General features: G+C 44.4%; 12 protein-coding genes. 7 read left to right on the top strand and 5 right to left on the bottom strand.

What is annotated here, in order from left to right:
- Positions 1–174: 174 nt before the first annotated feature.
- From MY523_RS18355 to MY523_RS18345, 3 genes are all read left to right on the top strand, one after another.
- Positions 175–612, top strand: a complete 438-nt coding sequence (locus MY523_RS18355) for a hypothetical protein (protein ID WP_250656125.1) — start codon at positions 175–177, stop codon at positions 610–612.
- Positions 558–1,574 carry an IS110 family RNA-guided transposase gene (locus MY523_RS18350; RefSeq protein WP_250654847.1) on the top strand — a complete coding sequence of 339 codons (1,017 nt, stop codon included), beginning with the start codon at positions 558–560 and terminating at the stop codon, positions 1,572–1,574. The genes MY523_RS18355 and MY523_RS18350 overlap by 55 nt, the downstream gene beginning before the upstream one ends.
- A gap of 388 nt (positions 1,575–1,962) precedes the next feature.
- Complete coding sequence (locus MY523_RS18345; protein WP_250656127.1) at positions 1,963–2,622, top strand: hypothetical protein; 660 nt, start codon at positions 1,963–1,965, stop codon at positions 2,620–2,622.
- Here the strand turns inward: MY523_RS18345 and MY523_RS18340 are convergent.
- Complete coding sequence (locus MY523_RS18340) at positions 2,612–3,430, bottom strand: hypothetical protein (RefSeq protein ID WP_250656126.1); 819 nt, start codon at positions 3,428–3,430, stop codon at positions 2,612–2,614. The genes MY523_RS18345 and MY523_RS18340 overlap by 11 nt on opposite strands.
- 119 nt (positions 3,431–3,549) lie before the next feature.
- Between MY523_RS18340 and MY523_RS18335 the strand changes: the two genes are divergently transcribed.
- The 4 genes from MY523_RS18335 to MY523_RS18320 all read left to right on the top strand — a co-directional run bounded on the left by MY523_RS18335 (position 3,550) and on the right by MY523_RS18320 (position 7,784).
- Complete coding sequence (locus tag MY523_RS18335; protein ID WP_250655547.1) at positions 3,550–5,169, top strand: IS1182 family transposase; 1,620 nt, start codon at positions 3,550–3,552, stop codon at positions 5,167–5,169.
- A gap of 164 nt (positions 5,170–5,333) precedes the next feature.
- Positions 5,334–5,771, top strand: coding sequence for a hypothetical protein (locus MY523_RS18330; RefSeq protein WP_250656125.1), 438 nt, complete (start codon positions 5,334–5,336; stop codon positions 5,769–5,771).
- Positions 5,717–6,733: an IS110 family RNA-guided transposase gene (locus tag MY523_RS18325; protein ID WP_250654847.1), complete on the top strand. Its 1,017-nt coding sequence runs from the start codon at positions 5,717–5,719 to the stop codon at positions 6,731–6,733. Before MY523_RS18330 ends, MY523_RS18325 begins: the two co-directional genes overlap by 55 nt.
- A gap of 388 nt (positions 6,734–7,121) precedes the next feature.
- Positions 7,122–7,784 (top strand): hypothetical protein, encoded by a 663-nt coding sequence (locus tag MY523_RS18320; RefSeq protein ID WP_250656124.1) that lies wholly within the window; start codon positions 7,122–7,124, stop codon positions 7,782–7,784.
- On the opposite strand, the gene MY523_RS18315 is transcribed toward MY523_RS18320, so the two are convergent.
- From MY523_RS18315 to MY523_RS18300, 4 genes are all read right to left on the bottom strand, one after another.
- Positions 7,781–12,307, bottom strand: coding sequence for a toxin VasX (locus MY523_RS18315; RefSeq protein WP_250656123.1), 4,527 nt, complete (start codon positions 12,305–12,307; stop codon positions 7,781–7,783). The two genes, MY523_RS18320 and MY523_RS18315, sit on opposite strands and share 4 nt — an antisense overlap.
- Before the next feature lie 166 nt (positions 12,308–12,473).
- Entirely contained in the window at positions 12,474–12,887 is a 414-nt protein-coding gene (locus tag MY523_RS18310) for a response regulator (RefSeq protein ID WP_250656122.1), read from the bottom strand.
- Between the two features lie 50 nt (positions 12,888–12,937).
- Positions 12,938–13,504: a hypothetical protein gene (locus MY523_RS18305; RefSeq protein WP_250656121.1), complete on the bottom strand. Its 567-nt coding sequence runs from the start codon at positions 13,502–13,504 to the stop codon at positions 12,938–12,940.
- Between the two features lie 96 nt (positions 13,505–13,600).
- The gene (locus MY523_RS18300; RefSeq protein WP_250656120.1) at positions 13,601–17,251 is read right to left on the bottom strand and encodes a response regulator; all 3,651 of its coding nucleotides are present in this window, start codon (positions 17,249–17,251) and stop codon (positions 13,601–13,603) included.
- Positions 17,252–17,517 lie beyond the last annotated feature (266 nt).

Raw genomic sequence — 17,517 nt, 5'->3', positions numbered from 1 at the left:
AATGCCCTTGTAGCCGTGATGCAGCGAAGCGGAATCAAGGAAGAGCCTGCCGTCTTATATTTTCCACTAAGAACACGATTTCAGCTTACTATTTGCTATAATTCACCCCCTATTCTGTAAGTACAGAACTATTGGCGAATAAACACCAAACCAATATCAACAAGGACGTGTGATATGAAACCCGGTTACATTATAAAACACTGGCTCAAAATGGACTTTGTCTTCCCTCACTGGACACTCTATTGGCTGTTTTGGTTCTCACTGGTGATGATTCCGGTGCCCATATCTTTTGCCGATTATTCAGGCCCCATAAGCTATAGAACAGGGCTATTTTTGGGTACTTACTTTACCCTCATCACCTTTTTCTTGGCCATGCTCGCCAGTTATATTGGCTACAAATACACTCAGTCAAAAGGGCGAACCGTTCCTGATTATCAAAACAAACGTTATCGAGTCATGGGGGCTATGCTAGGCACTGAAAATCATAAGTCGCCTCCCTCGCCGAGGCATCCAGAGGTATACTCGAGAGGGCTTACACTCAACAAAGGAGACGGCTTATGCAACTTTACTGCGGAATCGATCTTCATAGCAACAATAGCGTTGTATCGTTAATCAACGATAACGATACTATTGTTCAAGAAAAGCGTTTAGATAATGATCTCAATGATATCTCTAAACTACTAGCACCCTACCAATCAGACATTTTCGGAATAGTTGTTGAATCGACATACAATTGGTATTGGCTTGTTGATGGTCTAATGGATGAAGGCTATCCAGTTCATCTAGCTAATACGCTTGCCATTCAACAATACAGCGGATTGAAATACACGAATGATTTAACGGATGCGCGTTATTTAGCTCACCTACTAAGATTAGGCATACTTCCTACGGGATATATTTACCCTAAAGCTTTACGTGCTATTCGCGATCTACTAAGGAGAAGGCTCTTGCTGGTTAAGCAACGAACCGCTCATCACCTTAGTTTACAAAGCATGATTAACCGGCACACAGGTGAGAGGCTTAATGCGAATAAGATAAAACATCTTACAGAAGCAGAACTGAAAGCTCACTTTTCAACAAGCGCAGCGCAACTAACTGCGTTGACTGAGTGGCATATGATGAAAAAACTCTCTCAGCAAATTACTACGATAGAAAATTTTGTTCTCAGAGAATGCCAGCAAGGGGAATTGTATTCAATTCTACTTAGTATCCCTGGCGTTGGAAAAATACTGGCGATGACCATTTTGCTTGAGACTGGACCAATTGAGCGTTTTCCTCGTGTTGGAAATTATTCATCTTATGCTCGTTGTGTGCCTTCCGATAAGGTCAGCAATGGTAAATCAAAAGGGAAAGGAAATACGAAGAACGGAAATAGATATTTAGCAATGGCTTTTGTTGAAGCAGCACATTATGCATCTATCTGGAATACTGATATAAAACGAGCCTATCAACGCAGGCTGAAGAAATCACCAACAATGGTTGCCAAGAAAGCGATAGCCAATAAATTAACGAGAGCGTGTTATCACATGCTCAAGGAGAAAACGATGTTTGATATTAAACTCGCATTTGGTTAAACAGCTTTTCAGGCGATGAGATCAAAAGGGGTATGGTTAACCTAGGGCTCTGAATATCCTTCGCCTGAACCTAATTTGGTTTAATGGAGTGCCCTCTGCATAAGCTCTCCGGAGACTGACTTCGAGTCTTTAACTCTGTACCAATTAGCTATGCAGGGGTACTGATTATTTAATGGGGTATGAATATACCAGGGGTAAGCGGCTTTGCGCGTTATGGGGCTCAGCCGTTTAGCCTTGATCCTGATGGGTGACTGAAGCACTTCATTTTGAAGTAGCACAACACAACTAAAATCAGGTGTACTTCATGACAGCCAAAACAGTTTATATTTAGGCATGGGTGCCACGACGCGCTTCGTTCAAACTCGTGCTATTGACAAACTAGCGACTTATGGGCGGCCCCTTTATTGTTTACTTTACCGGCTATTTAGCCACCATTCCTTTCGGCCATGCCCCCAACTATGTTTTTACCTTAAAACCCAGCCCTCAGCTTGAAATGGAGCTTAACCATCTGTTGGGAGATGATACGATTGAATATACGCCGTTTGATTATTCGCTGGATGAGCAAGAGATTACGTATGTGACGAATGGGGTGGATTCGATGATACTTAATATGATTGAACGACCTAAAAGGTCTCCTGAAACAATAGTTACTCTAAGTGAAAGAGATTTAGAGTATGTAACCTCTATTCGAACATTAACTCCATTCAAGTTCGAAATAGTTGAGAAGACCTGTTATTTATCAGCCAATACTTATGATTTAAAACCCCATACTATAGGACACCCAGACTTCAAAACTCCTATTCGTATTAAACCAGGAGAGAAGGGGAGCATGAATGTCTCAGTTGAGGGCGTATTTGAAGTTAAACATGGTTCTTGTAATGAGGTTCCCGGTTATTCTCAGGAGTATGATCCAGTTAAGGAGATAGCACTAGAAGCCTACTTTAGATATCCCTATACATATAGCGATATCTTCAAGTACCGAGTTGAAAAAAGACCTACTTTTACAATGACAATTGCTCGATTTGACTGGTTTATTTCTAACTTCTAAGAATAGTTGCGTCCTCCATAAGTAACCAGCCTTTATACTGATCCCCAATTTCTGGCTCGTCTAACCATTTAGACCGCCCCCTCCAAGGCATTTTAATCGTTTCTTTTTCCGGTTTGTCCTGAGATGTCACATGAAGTCTTACCCTACATTCCATGTCTATTTTCATGTCAACATCAACCCCTTCCAGCGTCGAAAAGCTCCTTTTCGAGAAGTCACGTATTACTACCAAAGCTTGCCTACCCTCAAAATGGGACTTATATACTCCTTCCTCAGCCCCTTCTTTAAACATTGGCAAGGAGGAAATTTTTGCTATTTGCAATAATTTTTTATTGCCAAATTTAAGCAAAGGGAACCCCTTCTTAACCACTTCATCGCTTTCTTGAGCAATACTAATTTGAATATCCAATACAGACTCTCCCTCAATAAAATAAGGCAAATCCACCGTTACTTTGGCTCTATTTCCTTTCATTTCATACAGATCAATTCCTGCCCGGCCTCGATTTCGCCCCACCAGTTTCTTTTCCACCGGCATTAGCTCAAATTCTGCGTTAAGCGGATACAGCCCATTCAGCAGCAGTTCAAGGCTTGCAGCCGGATATCGCTTCATGGGTTCGGTAAATTTATCTTCATCCCCCCAGTCATCTTGAAACCTAACACGGGTATTGGAGGCATTATTTGCGGCCATCATACCCGGAAGGTTGTCGACCAACGCATCAACAATACGCCAACTACTTTCGCCATTGGTTTCTACGCTGCTCTTGGGAAGCAGCGGAAGCTCAACCCTGATTCCAGTCGTGCCTCCTTGCATCAAGGCTACGGTTTTCTACAATGCCCTTGTAGCCGTGATGCAGCGAAGAGGCTGTGAAAGTATCCATAGGCTCCCCGCTGTATAATATCGTCGCCTAACGACTTCGAAGATATAAGAAAATGGGAAGACAATACAAGAAAACACACTCCCGCGATCAAGGGGATTTGTTTCCGAGCCATATGGATGACTACGTGCATGAGAGGCATCCCATCAGAGCCCTTGATGCCTATGTTGAATGTTTAGACTTAGGAAAGCTCGGCTATCAACATACCTTAGAAAACAAGGTTAATAGCGGGCAGCCTGCCTACCCTCCCGGTGCGTTACTCAAGCTTTACCTCTACGGATATCTAAACCGCATTAAGTCGAGTCGTCGGTTGGAACAAGAGTGCCACCGTAATATAGAGGTGATGTGGTTAGTTCAAGGGCTTAAGCCAAGCTATAAGACGATCGCTAATTTTCGCAGCCAAAACCGGCGTGCGATTCGGGAGACTCATAAAGAGTTTATTTTATTCTGCAAGAAACTTTCGTTGTTTGGAGGCCAGTGCATTGCTATTGACGGCAGTTTCTTTAAAGGAAGCGCGAGCCGCAAGAGCTTTACGACCACCACAGGTCTCAAGAAGAAGCTCAAAAAGCTAGAGGCGCATATCGAGCAATGGCAGAACGAGCTAGATCAGCAAGATGCGCAGGAAAAGGAAGAAGAAAACAAGCCCAGTGATATTGAACTGGAAAAAGTGCTTCAGCAACTCGAAGACTGGAAAAAAGAAAAACAAGATAAAGAGAGCGAATTAAAAAGGTTAGAAAAATCTAAAAAAACACAAGAGAGCAGTACAGACAAAGATGCCCGTTTACTGAACAAAGGAACTCAAAAGGTATCCGGCTACAGCGTACAGATAGCAGTAGATAACAAGCATCACTTGATCGTTTGCGAAGAAGTCACAACGGAGCCAAACGACCTTAAACAATTGCACCCAATGTCGCTAAAAGCAAAGAAAATACTGAATTCAGATGAGTTAGAAGTGCTTGCTGATGCGGGCTATTACAGCGGGGCGCATATTGCTAAGTGTGTAAAAGATAAGATAACACCTTATGTTCCCAAGCCTAAAACGGGGGGTAAAGGGAAAAAGGGAAGGTACACAAAAGACCAGTTCATATATGATGCGAGGAAAAATCATTATGTGTGCCCTGCAGGAGAGTCATTAAACCAACGAGGGTCGCCCCGCACACAGAACGGACAAGTATTTCATCGCTTCAGTGCATCAGAAACAGTCTGTAAAAGCTGCCCCCAAAAAGCAAGCTGTCTTGGGGAGAAAATACCTTGCCGAGTCGTGTGGCGAAGTGAGAATGCAGACCTGCTCACAGCTCATCAAGAACGAATGAAGGTAAGCAAAGGAAAAATGCGCGAGCGAAGTACACTCGTTGAGCACCCATTTGGCACGATGAAATCTAGAGCAGGTTGGAGCCACTTCCTGCTAAGAGGCCAAGAGAAGGTAGCGGCTGAGTTTAGTTTAATGGCGTTATGTTATAATCTCACACGTGCACTTAATGTGTTGGGGTTCGACAGGCTCCTTGAGGAGATAAAAAATAAAGCTCTGTTTCGCCTTAATAGAAGGAGCCCAGAGCTATATTTAAAGGCCTATAAGTATTACCTGTTTCTACAGACAATAATTATAAAGGCCGTTGTAATGACGCCAGATTCGCTTCGAGTTCGTTTTGAAGTCAAAGAATCTCTTGCTTGTTAATACTTTCACAGCCTCGAAGCGGAATCAAGGAAGAGCCTGCCGTCTTATATTTTCCACTAAGAACACGATTTCAGCTTACTATTTGCTATAATTCACCCCCTATTCTGTAAGTACAGAACTATTGGCGAATAAACACCAAACCAATATCAACAAGGACGTGTGATATGAAACCCGGTTACATTATAAAACACTGGCTCAAAATGGACTTTGTCTTCCCTCACTGGACACTCTATTGGCTGTTTTGGTTCTCACTGGTGATGATTCCGGTGCCCATATCTTTTGCCGATTATTCAGGCCCCATAAGCTATAGAACAGGGCTATTTTTGGGTACTTACTTTACCCTCATCACCTTTTTCTTGGCCATGCTCGCCAGTTATATTGGCTACAAATACACTCAGTCAAAAGGGCGAACCGTTCCTGATTATCAAAACAAACGTTATCGAGTCATGGGGGCTATGCTAGGCACTGAAAATCATAAGTCGCCTCCCTCGCCGAGGCATCCAGAGGTATACTCGAGAGGGCTTACACTCAACAAAGGAGACGGCTTATGCAACTTTACTGCGGAATCGATCTTCATAGCAACAATAGCGTTGTATCGTTAATCAACGATAACGATACTATTGTTCAAGAAAAGCGTTTAGATAATGATCTCAATGATATCTCTAAACTACTAGCACCCTACCAATCAGACATTTTCGGAATAGTTGTTGAATCGACATACAATTGGTATTGGCTTGTTGATGGTCTAATGGATGAAGGCTATCCAGTTCATCTAGCTAATACGCTTGCCATTCAACAATACAGCGGATTGAAATACACGAATGATTTAACGGATGCGCGTTATTTAGCTCACCTACTAAGATTAGGCATACTTCCTACGGGATATATTTACCCTAAAGCTTTACGTGCTATTCGCGATCTACTAAGGAGAAGGCTCTTGCTGGTTAAGCAACGAACCGCTCATCACCTTAGTTTACAAAGCATGATTAACCGGCACACAGGTGAGAGGCTTAATGCGAATAAGATAAAACATCTTACAGAAGCAGAACTGAAAGCTCACTTTTCAACAAGCGCAGCGCAACTAACTGCGTTGACTGAGTGGCATATGATGAAAAAACTCTCTCAGCAAATTACTACGATAGAAAATTTTGTTCTCAGAGAATGCCAGCAAGGGGAATTGTATTCAATTCTACTTAGTATCCCTGGCGTTGGAAAAATACTGGCGATGACCATTTTGCTTGAGACTGGACCAATTGAGCGTTTTCCTCGTGTTGGAAATTATTCATCTTATGCTCGTTGTGTGCCTTCCGATAAGGTCAGCAATGGTAAATCAAAAGGGAAAGGAAATACGAAGAACGGAAATAGATATTTAGCAATGGCTTTTGTTGAAGCAGCACATTATGCATCTATCTGGAATACTGATATAAAACGAGCCTATCAACGCAGGCTGAAGAAATCACCAACAATGGTTGCCAAGAAAGCGATAGCCAATAAATTAACGAGAGCGTGTTATCACATGCTCAAGGAGAAAACGATGTTTGATATTAAACTCGCATTTGGTTAAACAGCTTTTCAGGCGATGAGATCAAAAGGGGTATGGTTAACCTAGGGCTCTGAATATCCTTCGCCTGAACCTAATTTGGTTTAATGGAGTGCCCTCTGCATAAGCTCTCCGGAGACTGACTTCGAGTCTTTAACTCTGTACCAATTAGCTATGCAGGGGTACTGATTATTTAATGGGGTATGAATATACCAGGGGTAAGCGGCTTTGCGCGTTATGGGGCTCAGCCGTTTAGCCTTGATCCTGATGGGTGACTGAAGCACTTCATTTTGAAGTAGCACAACACAACTAAAATCAGGTGTACTTCATGACAGCCAAAACAGTTTATATTTAGGCATGGGTGCCACGACGCGCTTCGTTCAAACTCGTGCTATTGACAAACTAGCGACTTATGGGCGGCCCCTTTATTGTTTACTTTACCGGCTATTTAGCCACCATTCCTTTCGGCCATGCCCCCAACTATGTTTTTACCTTAAAACCCAGCCCTCAACTTGAGATGGAGCTTAACCATCTGTTGGGAGATGATACGATTGAATATACCCCGTTTGATTATTCGCTTGATGAGCAGGAAATTACATATGTAACGGATGGGGTGAGCTCTGATCTAATTGAGATTATAGATAGAAATATCTATAAGCCTGATAAGATAGCAACCCTTTCTAAAGAAGATATCAATTACCTTTTTTCTATAACTCCAATTGCTCCATTCCATCTTGGTATTAGGCATGGGGAATGCTACATGATCGGGCAAGTTGAAGAATTTTCGGCAAGGGAAATAAACCATACCAGTTTTAAAACACCTATAACAATAAGTCGTTCTGAGCACGGAGAAATGCTTATTGATACAAAGGGCGTATATTTCATATCCGGCGGGGTATGCAGTAACGAGTTTGTTTATAACCCTGAACTTTCTGACCCGTTAAAACGCTTTGCAATAACAGCATATGTCCTATACCCCAGTATCTACAGGGGAGTAGTTGATTATGATATTACGCTCAGGCAAAAGCTAAGTTTTTCACTTGAGCGCTTTGATAACGCTATCGCTAATTTTTAGCCTCTCAATGTATCCGCAGCCCTTATTGTAAGCCATGATTTTTGAACTGATAATATGGACGGAGACTTCGATAGCCAAACGTCAGCTCCTCTCCATGGCATAGCTACATGTGACTTTGTATCATTCTTATTGAATTTATTTACGCCTAGCTTAACCCAGCATTCAAGTTCAATTTCTTTACCTATATGAATGTTTTTAGTGTTATCAAAACTAAATTTATCAAAGTCTATTATCTGAATATACTGCAACCCTGATTCAGCATTAAGCTTAAAACTACCTGAACTCTTGTCACCTATATATGGAGGCAATGATGCAATATTGGTTTTTCGAATAGTTTTTTCATCGTTATACACAATAGCAGGCAAATCATTTTTGTCTTCCTCTTCGCTATCTCGAGCCACTCTAATCTCTATTGTTAAAACAGACTCTCCCTCAATAAAATAAGGCAAATCCACCGTTACTTTGGCTCTATTTCCTTTCATTTCATACAGATCAATTCCTGCTCGGCCTCGATTTCGACCCACCAGTTTCTTTTCCACCGGCATTAGCTCAAATTCTGCGTTGAGCGGATACAGCCCATTCAGCAGCAGTTCAAGGCTTGCAGCCGGATATCGCTTCATGGGTTCGGTAAATTTATCTTCATCCCCCCAGTCATCTTCAAACCTAACACGGGTATTGGAGGCATTATTTGCAGCCATCATGCTCGGAAGGTTGTCGACCAACGCATCAACAATACGCCAACTGCTTTCCCCTAGCTGCTTGCCAATTCTACCCAGCAAGCGCTTGTACCCGTTGTCGTTTACAGATATGTCGCCTGTTAAGTCATCAAATATCACGCTATCCAAGGGAAGGTTTGCATACAGCCTTTTATACCCTAGCAGCTGATAGTTTTGATCCAGTATCAGGCTGATACCGTAAGGGGGAAGCGACAATGATAAGATTTTTCGATACCGGCCCTCGGCATCTTTTAGTTCTGTTGGCTTACCTATCGCGCTCCCGCCCAGCCAAACGCTATGGCGTTCAACCCCCATACGTTGTTTTAGCCCTTCACTGACTTCTGAGTGGGGCTGATATTGCGCCCAAGGGATACTGCGAAAACGAGGGTGTTGGGCGTTTTTCTCTTCACTAAACGGCCCTTTTTCAAGCCATGTGTCTAGCATGTTGTCTTCTTTAAAGACGTAGTTCTGTAAAATAACCGATGCACCTGCCATGGCTATGCCCAAAGGGCCTAAAAATGCGACGCTCTGCCAGATAGCAACGGCTAACATGGTTGTGCAAGAGACAACCATCGCCATATGGGCCTTAGCGACATCATCTCCTTTGGAGTTCGCAACGGCCAAGTCATAGCCACTCACCAATATACCTGATATCGCAGCAGTGACTGGCAACACCTTTAGCACCCCGACATTGAAAAAGCGGCTATCATTCACTCTTCTGGCCAAAACAGACGTTGTGTTAGCTTGATTATTAAGTTGCCTGGATTCATACAGACTCTTCCATAGTTCGCCGATACTGGCACTGGTACCGGTCAACGCGCCTAGCGCATCAACTATATTGCGCCCTTGCTCCAGTTTTTTATCACTGCTTTTCCAGTGACTTAGCAACTGAAAGGTGTTGAGCATATCCAGCCCCACCATCATGCTGGCGACCGTGACCGTCCCTTGTTGGCGTGATTTAACCGTCTGTGCTTCACTGCCGCGATAAATGTGCTCGCCTCCAGCGCCGACCGTAATATAACTACCTTGTTGGACTGCATTCATTGACGTACTTTGCGCGGGTGTAAATACGATGGTATTTGGCTTATGGCCGTGTTCAATGCGCATTTCATCGAAGTTGGCTTCGGTGGTATATATTCTGGTTATGGGTTGATCTAATTTTCCAGCAAGCTTCTCTCTCTGTTGAGCCAGGAACGCTTTGAGCTGGCGCCCTTCTGGCGTATTGGTTTCTATTACCTCAATGCCTTGTTGCTGACGCTGGCGTTTATAGTCTTGGTTAGACTGATACTGTTGCTGATAGCGCTTTATCTCGAGTGCAGCCTCATTCTCTACACGCTTTACATCGCGGAAGTATTTATTGTCTGTTGCCTTTAGGTCGTGCAGAGGGTGGCTGGAATCAACCTCTTTTAGTAGTTCACGGCTATCTTGCTGGGCACTTTTCTTCTGTTTTCTAGATTTTTCCAACGAAACTTTTAGTTCTTTAAAATCTGCAATTTGAAGTTTGGCGTGTGATCTGCGTTCAACGGCTGCTGTTCGGGCTTTGGCGTGGTGTTTAATCTCTCGTTCCAGCTTCACTATCACTGTATGACGATCTATATCAGGCGGCACCTGGCAATTTTTTATTTGGCTTCTGCAATATTTTTCCTGTTGACCCATCAGCTGTCTAATCATTTTGTTGCGGTCTGTGATAATTTTTCTATCTCGATTCACGTGTGCATTGAGCTGAGTAATGCGTTCATCGATAGCATCGGGGCCTATAAGCCGTTTGTATCCGTTTCTGTATTGCTGGTTTTTATTCGTTAAGTGTTGGGTTTTCTCATCTGCGTCTTGCTGAATATTCCTGGCATACCGCTCTGGTGATATTGGGGTATCGGTTTCTGAGACTTCGGTTTTGAATTTTTCCATATCGCTAAGAATATGAGCGATTATCTTTTGTTTTTTGACATGCCCATCAGGTTGATTATTTTGAGTCTCAATAAATTCATCAAATGTCACGTAGTTAAGATGGGCATCGGTCACCCAATTAAGTAGCTTTCTGATAGCGTCAATGGTCCCGTTAGAATTTGCGTTACCTAAATTCTCTACACTCAGAGTGTTTGAGCCTACGAACAATTGCCCCGCCACCGCAAACACCCACTGAACAGTGGCTAAGCTCACGTTCAGAATGGCTGGCTCAAGCAGGTTGTCTTCTTTGCGCACACCTTTAGCGGTCAACCTGTGTAACTGACGAAGCTGCTCACTTAATAGTTTTGGGTCATCTTCTTTTGCGTCATCGTATTCTTCATCAAGCTGTTGCAATATCCGTTGATAGGTAAATACGATATCTTGAGGCTGGTTTAGTGTAAGGGCCGACAATGGGTGCCGCCCTTCTATAATTGCATTAACCACCTGAAAGCCGGGGTCTTTAGTTTTACCTTCGGACACCTCTTTGCGTATAGCCGGTGTACCATCAATATACTGGCAGGTAGACGCAGGATGATCTGCAAGTTTCAGCAACAGGTTTGATAAGGTTTCCCAGCGAGTATGCCTGTAGGGGAGTCGTTTATTCTCATCTTCCTGTTCGTTGCTGGGCATTTCACTGTAGGCCCAGCTATCTTCCAGTTGGGCTACGAGGTTTTCCAGCCAGTCTTGCCCGTGCGTGCTGTAGCGGCCCTGTAAGAAATCTGCCAGATCATTACCTGTCTGTGTTATTAGCTCGCGGATGGTTCGCCGAAGATCAACCCCGAGCGCCCGTTGAATATCATTCAACTTCAATTTATTTCGGTTTTTCAATTGGAGATTATCTCGCTGCCAAAGCGTTTCGGCATCTCCCATTTCTTCTGAAAAATAGAGCTGGTGAGCCAGCAGTGCTGACTCATAGTAGGACGAGTAAGGGAACTCTTTGTATAATTCGTCACTCTCTTCATAGGGCGTCGCAATGAGTTTCTGCGCATCATCCAATAATGCCCACGCACAATGATATCGGTAGCTGAGCACGCGCGAGAATCCCTCTGCGTCTAACACATTGATAACACACGCTTGAGAAACCGAAGGCGAAATCGCTGGGGTGAGTGGCTCAACTGCCGAGAACGCGTGAACATTGAGTATATTGGGAACAAAACCTGCCTTTAATTGGGCCTGACTAATACCCTCATCGCTCTGGTGGGGCGACGTATTATTGGCAGATACTGACTGAAAACGTGCTTTTCGCCTGGACGCTGCTTTTGTCGCTGTCCATTGATAAAGGCGCGTGTCATCGTCTACTCGGCACAGCTGGTGTTTGGGTAACAAATAGGGCCAGTCGACCTCTTGTGGATGAGGCGTATTGCGCAGGCCTCCAAACTGGTTAATTAGCACCCAAGGCCATTGTATGTTGCTTACGGCTATTTCACACTCGGCATTTTCGGGTAACAAAAAGTAGTGGCAGGCTTCACCACCTGCATCACGTTGATCTTTGGTTTGTTCATATTCAAGGTCAACTTCATAAAGTGAAGTTTGAGTGTTTTCTGTTTCGCTGTCAGCGCGTACCTGAAACTCCTTCCATAGCACCCCTTCTCGAAATACATATAACCAGCCTGGCAGTAATGGGGCATTAACCAGGGTTCGGTCAGATATCGAGCGGGTATATTGCTGTATCGCTGACTGCTGACTGGGTAGTGCTTTGAGTTCCAGTGCCGGATCGGCACATTGGGCAGATTTAAGCGCGTAACCAATAGGGTAGATGGCGTGATAACGCACCGGCTGTTCCAGCACCAGTGTATTCATCACATTAAGATTTACATGAGCCGCTATTTTTTTAACGTGCGGGACGGGTATCGATTCTGACATTTTAACCTTCCTGGTCGTTGTCGGGCAGGCAATCCGTGCCTGTTTACTAGGGTGTTAATCGCTATTTTTCAGCGCATTATACGGGATATTACTCAAGCCTCAAAGAAATAGGGGTATATTGCTATACCCTTTATACGTGGAGTTTTTGTGCCAAACCAGAACCCTGCTACATTGGGTTGTTAATGTCTCTAATAACGTCATCACCGATGTTGTTTGTCATCATATAGTTATTGATCACATCAAGAATTTTCTCATAAGAGTAGGGTTTTACCACGTAGCCGTTGGCACCTGAGCTAATCGCCGTTTGTATACTTTCAATTGAGTCATCCGCTGTCACCAGCACAACAAATGCGTTCTTGTTAAGCCGTTTCATTGCCTGCAGTACAGACAACCCATCCATGTCGGGAAGGCCAATATCCAACATGACAATGTCATAGCCTGACTCTACAACGGCCTCCAGAGCGGTCTTTCCATCTTCGGCATCGCCTATGGTGTCTATCCCTACCTTTTGCAGTGTATTCCGAAGGAGATCCCGCATTTCAGGTTCGTCTTCTACCATGAGCACACTAATTTTGCGCATGACGTTTACCTCTTAGATTTATAATTGTTTGACTAAAAACTTATGTTAATTCAGATTCGCAGGTCTTCTTCTTTTTGGGCTTCCTGCTCGACTTTCGACTGTATATTTAAAGGTACAGGCGCTTCACCCTCTTTCAGCTCTTCCCCATCACCGTCGTCAGTATCATCGTCACCATTATGTTTGGTCATTATGTTGCCAATACTAACGGATGTCGAATACAGAGCAATCGAGACAACTAACAAGATAGGCTGAGCAAAAATAACAAACTTGGGCACATCACTTTCGTTGACAATCTTAATAATAAGAATGAGCGAAGGTCCCAACACAAAAAACAGGGTCACTGCGATAAAGAACACAATACGTTCTTTGTAACGGCCTAAATCCCGGTTACCAATAAGTCCAAGCACAAACTTGCCGACCCCCATCCCTGCCAGTATTGCCGCTGCAACCGACAGGTCTGGCTGTTTAAGTATTTCAATGCCCTCTTCATTCCAGATTCGCTGCATAGCAATAACCAGAAAAGGGAACAATATAAACAAAATGTCTGCATAGGTTCCATACATTGTATTTACAAAGTACTTTTCGGTGTTTGTATCCTGTAGGTCATACCTTTTCATTGATGGCTACTCTGTTTGTTACTTACGACGTTTGTTACGCACAACCCTATTCTTTAGCATAGACTATGAATTTGAGTTGTTAATAAAATCATTGCCTTAACCCAACCCTGCTTGTTTGAACTCAATGACGGCCTGCTCTGTTGTTTCAACCAGGGTATTAAATAACCCCTGAATATTATCTTTCTGATCTTGTTTCAGCGCAGCTTCAAGTTGCCTGGCCTTTTCCGTTACAGCCGGAAAGCCCAGCGCACCCGCAGTGCCCTTTACTTGATGAGCCTGATCACACAAGGCCTTCCAGTTGCTATCCTTAAACGCATGCTTCATTGCTTCAATTCGCTCCGGCACTCCTTTCACAAACTGCTGCACAATAGGCAACAAATCCGGGTCAAGCCATGGGTTCTCTCTCTGTTCACCCGCATTTCCGGCACCACCTTTGGGGAGGTAATCACTGAGCACCTGATAGAGTTGAGTTAATTTGACGGGCTTTTCCACAACACCGTTACAACCCGCATCCGACATCTTCGACAACTCTTCAGATTCGTCACTGGCAGTAAAAGCCAGAATAGGGCGGTTAAACCCTGTTTGGCGCAGTAGCAAAACAGCCTCTGGCCCGTTCATTTCAGGCATGTGCTGATCCATCAACACCAAGTCTACCGTCTCCCGCATTGCCGTGCTGACTGCCTCCCGACCATTTTCTGCGGTGATCGTAGCAATACCCAGCTTTGATAAATAACGCGTCATCAACAGGCGGTTATCCGCGTTATCTTCTGCTAACAAAACCCGACCAGATAAAGCGGGCATCTCTGTAGCTTCGTCTTTTTGCGGGATATGCAGTGGTTCTGCTTCGCCATCATGCTCAAGATAGCGGCTCAACATTTGATAAAAAGGGCTTTTTTCAACCGGTTTAGCCATTACTTCATTGCAGCCCGCTTCTTTATATTCTGCAATATCCTGAGCCATCACATTCGCGGTTAACGCAACAATCGGCGTATTCACTCCGGCTTCCCTTAGCGCCAAAGTGGCATCGCGACCATCCATTACCGGCATTTGAATATCCATCAGGATCAGGTCAAAGTTCTGACCATTTCGAGTACCCGCTTCAAGCGCTTCGGCTCCATTCGTCACCAGCGTTAGCGAAGCGCCTGTTCTGCTGACCAATTGCTTAATTAGGCGCCGGTTGACTTCATTATCTTCTGCATACATGATCCGCCCCTGTAGCCTCGGAGCGGTAATTACCTGAAGTTTGGAGCGCTGGCTATGCAGCTCACTGCGGTCACGAACAAAGCGGGTATCATCCAGCGGCCCGGTTGAAATGGTAACCTCGAACTCACTACCCTCTCCATATACACTGGTAGCCGTAATCGAGCCCCCCAGCATTTCGGCCAACCGCCGGGAAATACTCAGGCCAAGGCCCGTGCCCCCATATTGCCGGGCGATCGAGGGTGCCGCTTGAGCAAACGGATCAAACAGTTTGTCCAGTTGCTCAGGTTTTACACCGACACCGGTATCCGAGACCTTTATTGTTAGCTTTCGTGATAAGGGATCGCAGCTAACCATTAATGAAATACTGCCCGCTTCAGTAAATTTAAGCGCATTAGAGCAAAGGTTGATCAATATCTGTTTTAGACGCGTAGGGTCTGTCTGGATTTCAGACGGTAGAGGAAAGCGATATTGGAGGTTAAAGTCGATATTCTTCTCGGCAGCTTTGGCATCAAAGTAGGTTTTAATCTCGTTGAGCAGTGTCAGTAGATTAACCGTCATGATCTCGGTATCGAGCTTATCGGCATCAATTTTTGAGTGGTCGAGAATGTCATTAATCAGCTGCAACAGGTGTTTGCCACTACGCACAACCACTTCAGATGACTCATGTTTCTCTTCATCCGATAAACTGTCGTCCAGCAGCGACTCTCCGTATCCAATTATCGCAGTTAATGGTGTTCTTATTTCATGGCTCATATTCGCCAGAAACTGGCTTTTAGCAGCGGCTGATGCTTCAGCTACTTCTGTCTCCAGCCGTGCCTGTTCGCTCTCCCTTTCGACCCGTTCACGCTCAATTCGCTCAGTAATGTCAACAAACGTGCCTTCCAGGTGCAAAGGGTTATTTTTCTTATCATAGATAATTCTCACCGTTGAGGTTGCCCAGCAAATATCGCCGTTTCGGCCAATGTAGCGGGCATCCATCTCATAGACTTCATTCCCATCTTCGATAACCTCAATCACTTTGGCCAGATCATCTTCAAACGGGTAGCAAATACTAATGGCATCCCGGACGTCTTTAATCATTTTTTTAGGCGAGCTATACCCAAGCATTTTGGCCATGGCAGGGTTAGCGTCGATAAAACGCCGGTTTAGCGATATCTGAAAGATGCCTTCCACTGCATTATCAAACAATGACCTGTACCGTTTCATATTGTCCAGCGCTTGCTGGTTCGCCTGCACGGCTTGTCGCTGGGCCACCTTAAGGCGATCCCCCAGTGCAAATGAAATTAATACTAATTGGCAAACAATACCAATATGAGGAGAATTACCCGTAATGAAGTTAAATGGAATAAACCCGGTCACCGTCAATGCATAGATGGCCACTCCGCCAAAATTCAGTATCCAGGCGACAAAATAAAATCGCGCCGCAGCATTCCCGCGCATCATCACGGTATAGGCCATCCACGCCATCAAAACAGCATATAATAAAGTGCCAAAAACAGCCCATTGGATACCGGTAGTAAGGTCTGCATAAGCCGTAACAACCATTGAGACCAGGACAATGTAAATAAACACTTTCACTACGAAGTCTAGCCCCGGCTCTTTCTCTTTAGTGTCAAGGAAAGAGCGGGCCATTAGTAAGGCAAAAAACCATGAGCCCCAAATGTAATAAGACAGGTTCTGTTTATGCAATATCGAGGGTATCTCCCCCCACGCTGATAAGCCGTGTACACGCTCTGTCATCAGAAAAACCAGATACGCCATCATGTACAAAATATAAAAAAGGAAGCTTTTCTCTCTGACCGAAATAAACATAAACATGTTGTAAGCCGTCATGATTAAGATGGCACCGATAAAAGCACCATAGAAAAGTTCTTCAATTGCAATATGAGTGGCAAAGCCTTCTGGTGTGTAGATAGCCAAAGGCAGATGGATAGAAAAGTTATTATGTATTTTCAGGTAGAGCGTCGCTTTTTCGCCTTTTTCGAGCGAAAAGCGGTAGACCTGTGTGACATGGTCTACATCACGCTCATTCAATGGCGTGTCATAACTCATTGATTTACTGATAATACGGTCTGGCGAGTTGTCGTCATCTACAACCAGATGTAGTTCAGAGTAATCCAGCAGCGGTAAGTCGAGCTGAAACCACCACTCAGCGGAGTCCTTTTTCCCCGCATACCGTATCGGCAGTTTTATCCAGAAAGCAGACTCGCTGTAACCTAAATTTAAAGGGCCTTCTTCTGCGCGACTAAACGCTTGATCCTTCTCTGGCAGCCTTACATCGTTAAGCGTTAATGTGTTGTCCGGGTCTTCCAACACGCGTACGAGAGCATTGACCGCATAAGAGCCTTGCAGGTCATTAAGCTCCAGCACTTTTTGCCGTGAATACAGCTCGTCTGCGGAAGATAACGATGGCGTTAACCCGCACAAAATAGTGATCAACCACAGGCAAAGCCGTGTTGATGGCGAGCTCAATGTTTGAAAACGGTGCACTCGGTCTATTGTCCCTTTGGTTGGTTTCTTAACCTGCTCAATCAAATAACCCATCGTCGCCAACAACATGCACTGCTAGTAGGCCGATTATAGACAACAATGCCTGCAACACGAGGAGTCAACTGTAACTCTAGACCCATCCCCGCCACTTTGCTTCGACAATCTGCTACTTTTATGCTGTTTTTTGTTATTTTACCCGCCCAATTGTCCACTAAACCGGCATTGCGTCACTGATAGCGAATACGACAATTGAAATAACCGCGTCTAATAGCGAAAATGAGCGCATTAATTATGGGTACCACCTGATGCTGTCGCCACCC

Source organism: Alkalimarinus coralli, from assembly GCF_023650515.1.
In the GTDB taxonomy this organism is placed as follows: domain Bacteria; phylum Pseudomonadota; class Gammaproteobacteria; order Pseudomonadales; family Oleiphilaceae; genus Alkalimarinus; species Alkalimarinus coralli.
The sequence above is the reverse complement of the archived record's forward strand: the minus strand, read 5'-3'. Positions and strand labels throughout refer to the sequence as shown.

What these genes read in the sequence shown, in the direction of transcription:
- MY523_RS18330 (WP_250656125.1), top strand. Translation starts at nt 5,334, where the DNA reads ATGAAACCCGGTTACATTATAAAACACTGGCTCAAAATGGACTTTGTC.
- MY523_RS18335 (WP_250655547.1), top strand. Translation starts at nt 3,550, where the DNA reads ATGGGAAGACAATACAAGAAAACACACTCCCGCGATCAAGGGGATTTG.
- MY523_RS18305 (WP_250656121.1), bottom strand. Translation starts at nt 13,504, where the DNA reads ATGAAAAGGTATGACCTACAGGATACAAACACCGAAAAGTACTTTGTA.
- MY523_RS18310 (WP_250656122.1), bottom strand. Translation starts at nt 12,887, where the DNA reads ATGCGCAAAATTAGTGTGCTCATGGTAGAAGACGAACCTGAAATGCGG.
- MY523_RS18300 (WP_250656120.1), bottom strand. Translation starts at nt 17,251, where the DNA reads ATGGGTTATTTGATTGAGCAGGTTAAGAAACCAACCAAAGGGACAATA.
- MY523_RS18355 (WP_250656125.1), top strand. Translation starts at nt 175, where the DNA reads ATGAAACCCGGTTACATTATAAAACACTGGCTCAAAATGGACTTTGTC.
- MY523_RS18320 (WP_250656124.1), top strand. Translation starts at nt 7,122, where the DNA reads ATGGGCGGCCCCTTTATTGTTTACTTTACCGGCTATTTAGCCACCATT.
- MY523_RS18340 (WP_250656126.1), bottom strand. Translation starts at nt 3,430, where the DNA reads ATGCAAGGAGGCACGACTGGAATCAGGGTTGAGCTTCCGCTGCTTCCC.
- MY523_RS18325 (WP_250654847.1), top strand. Translation starts at nt 5,717, where the DNA reads ATGCAACTTTACTGCGGAATCGATCTTCATAGCAACAATAGCGTTGTA.
- MY523_RS18350 (WP_250654847.1), top strand. Translation starts at nt 558, where the DNA reads ATGCAACTTTACTGCGGAATCGATCTTCATAGCAACAATAGCGTTGTA.
- MY523_RS18315 (WP_250656123.1), bottom strand. Translation starts at nt 12,307, where the DNA reads ATGTCAGAATCGATACCCGTCCCGCACGTTAAAAAAATAGCGGCTCAT.
- MY523_RS18345 (WP_250656127.1), top strand. Translation starts at nt 1,963, where the DNA reads ATGGGCGGCCCCTTTATTGTTTACTTTACCGGCTATTTAGCCACCATT.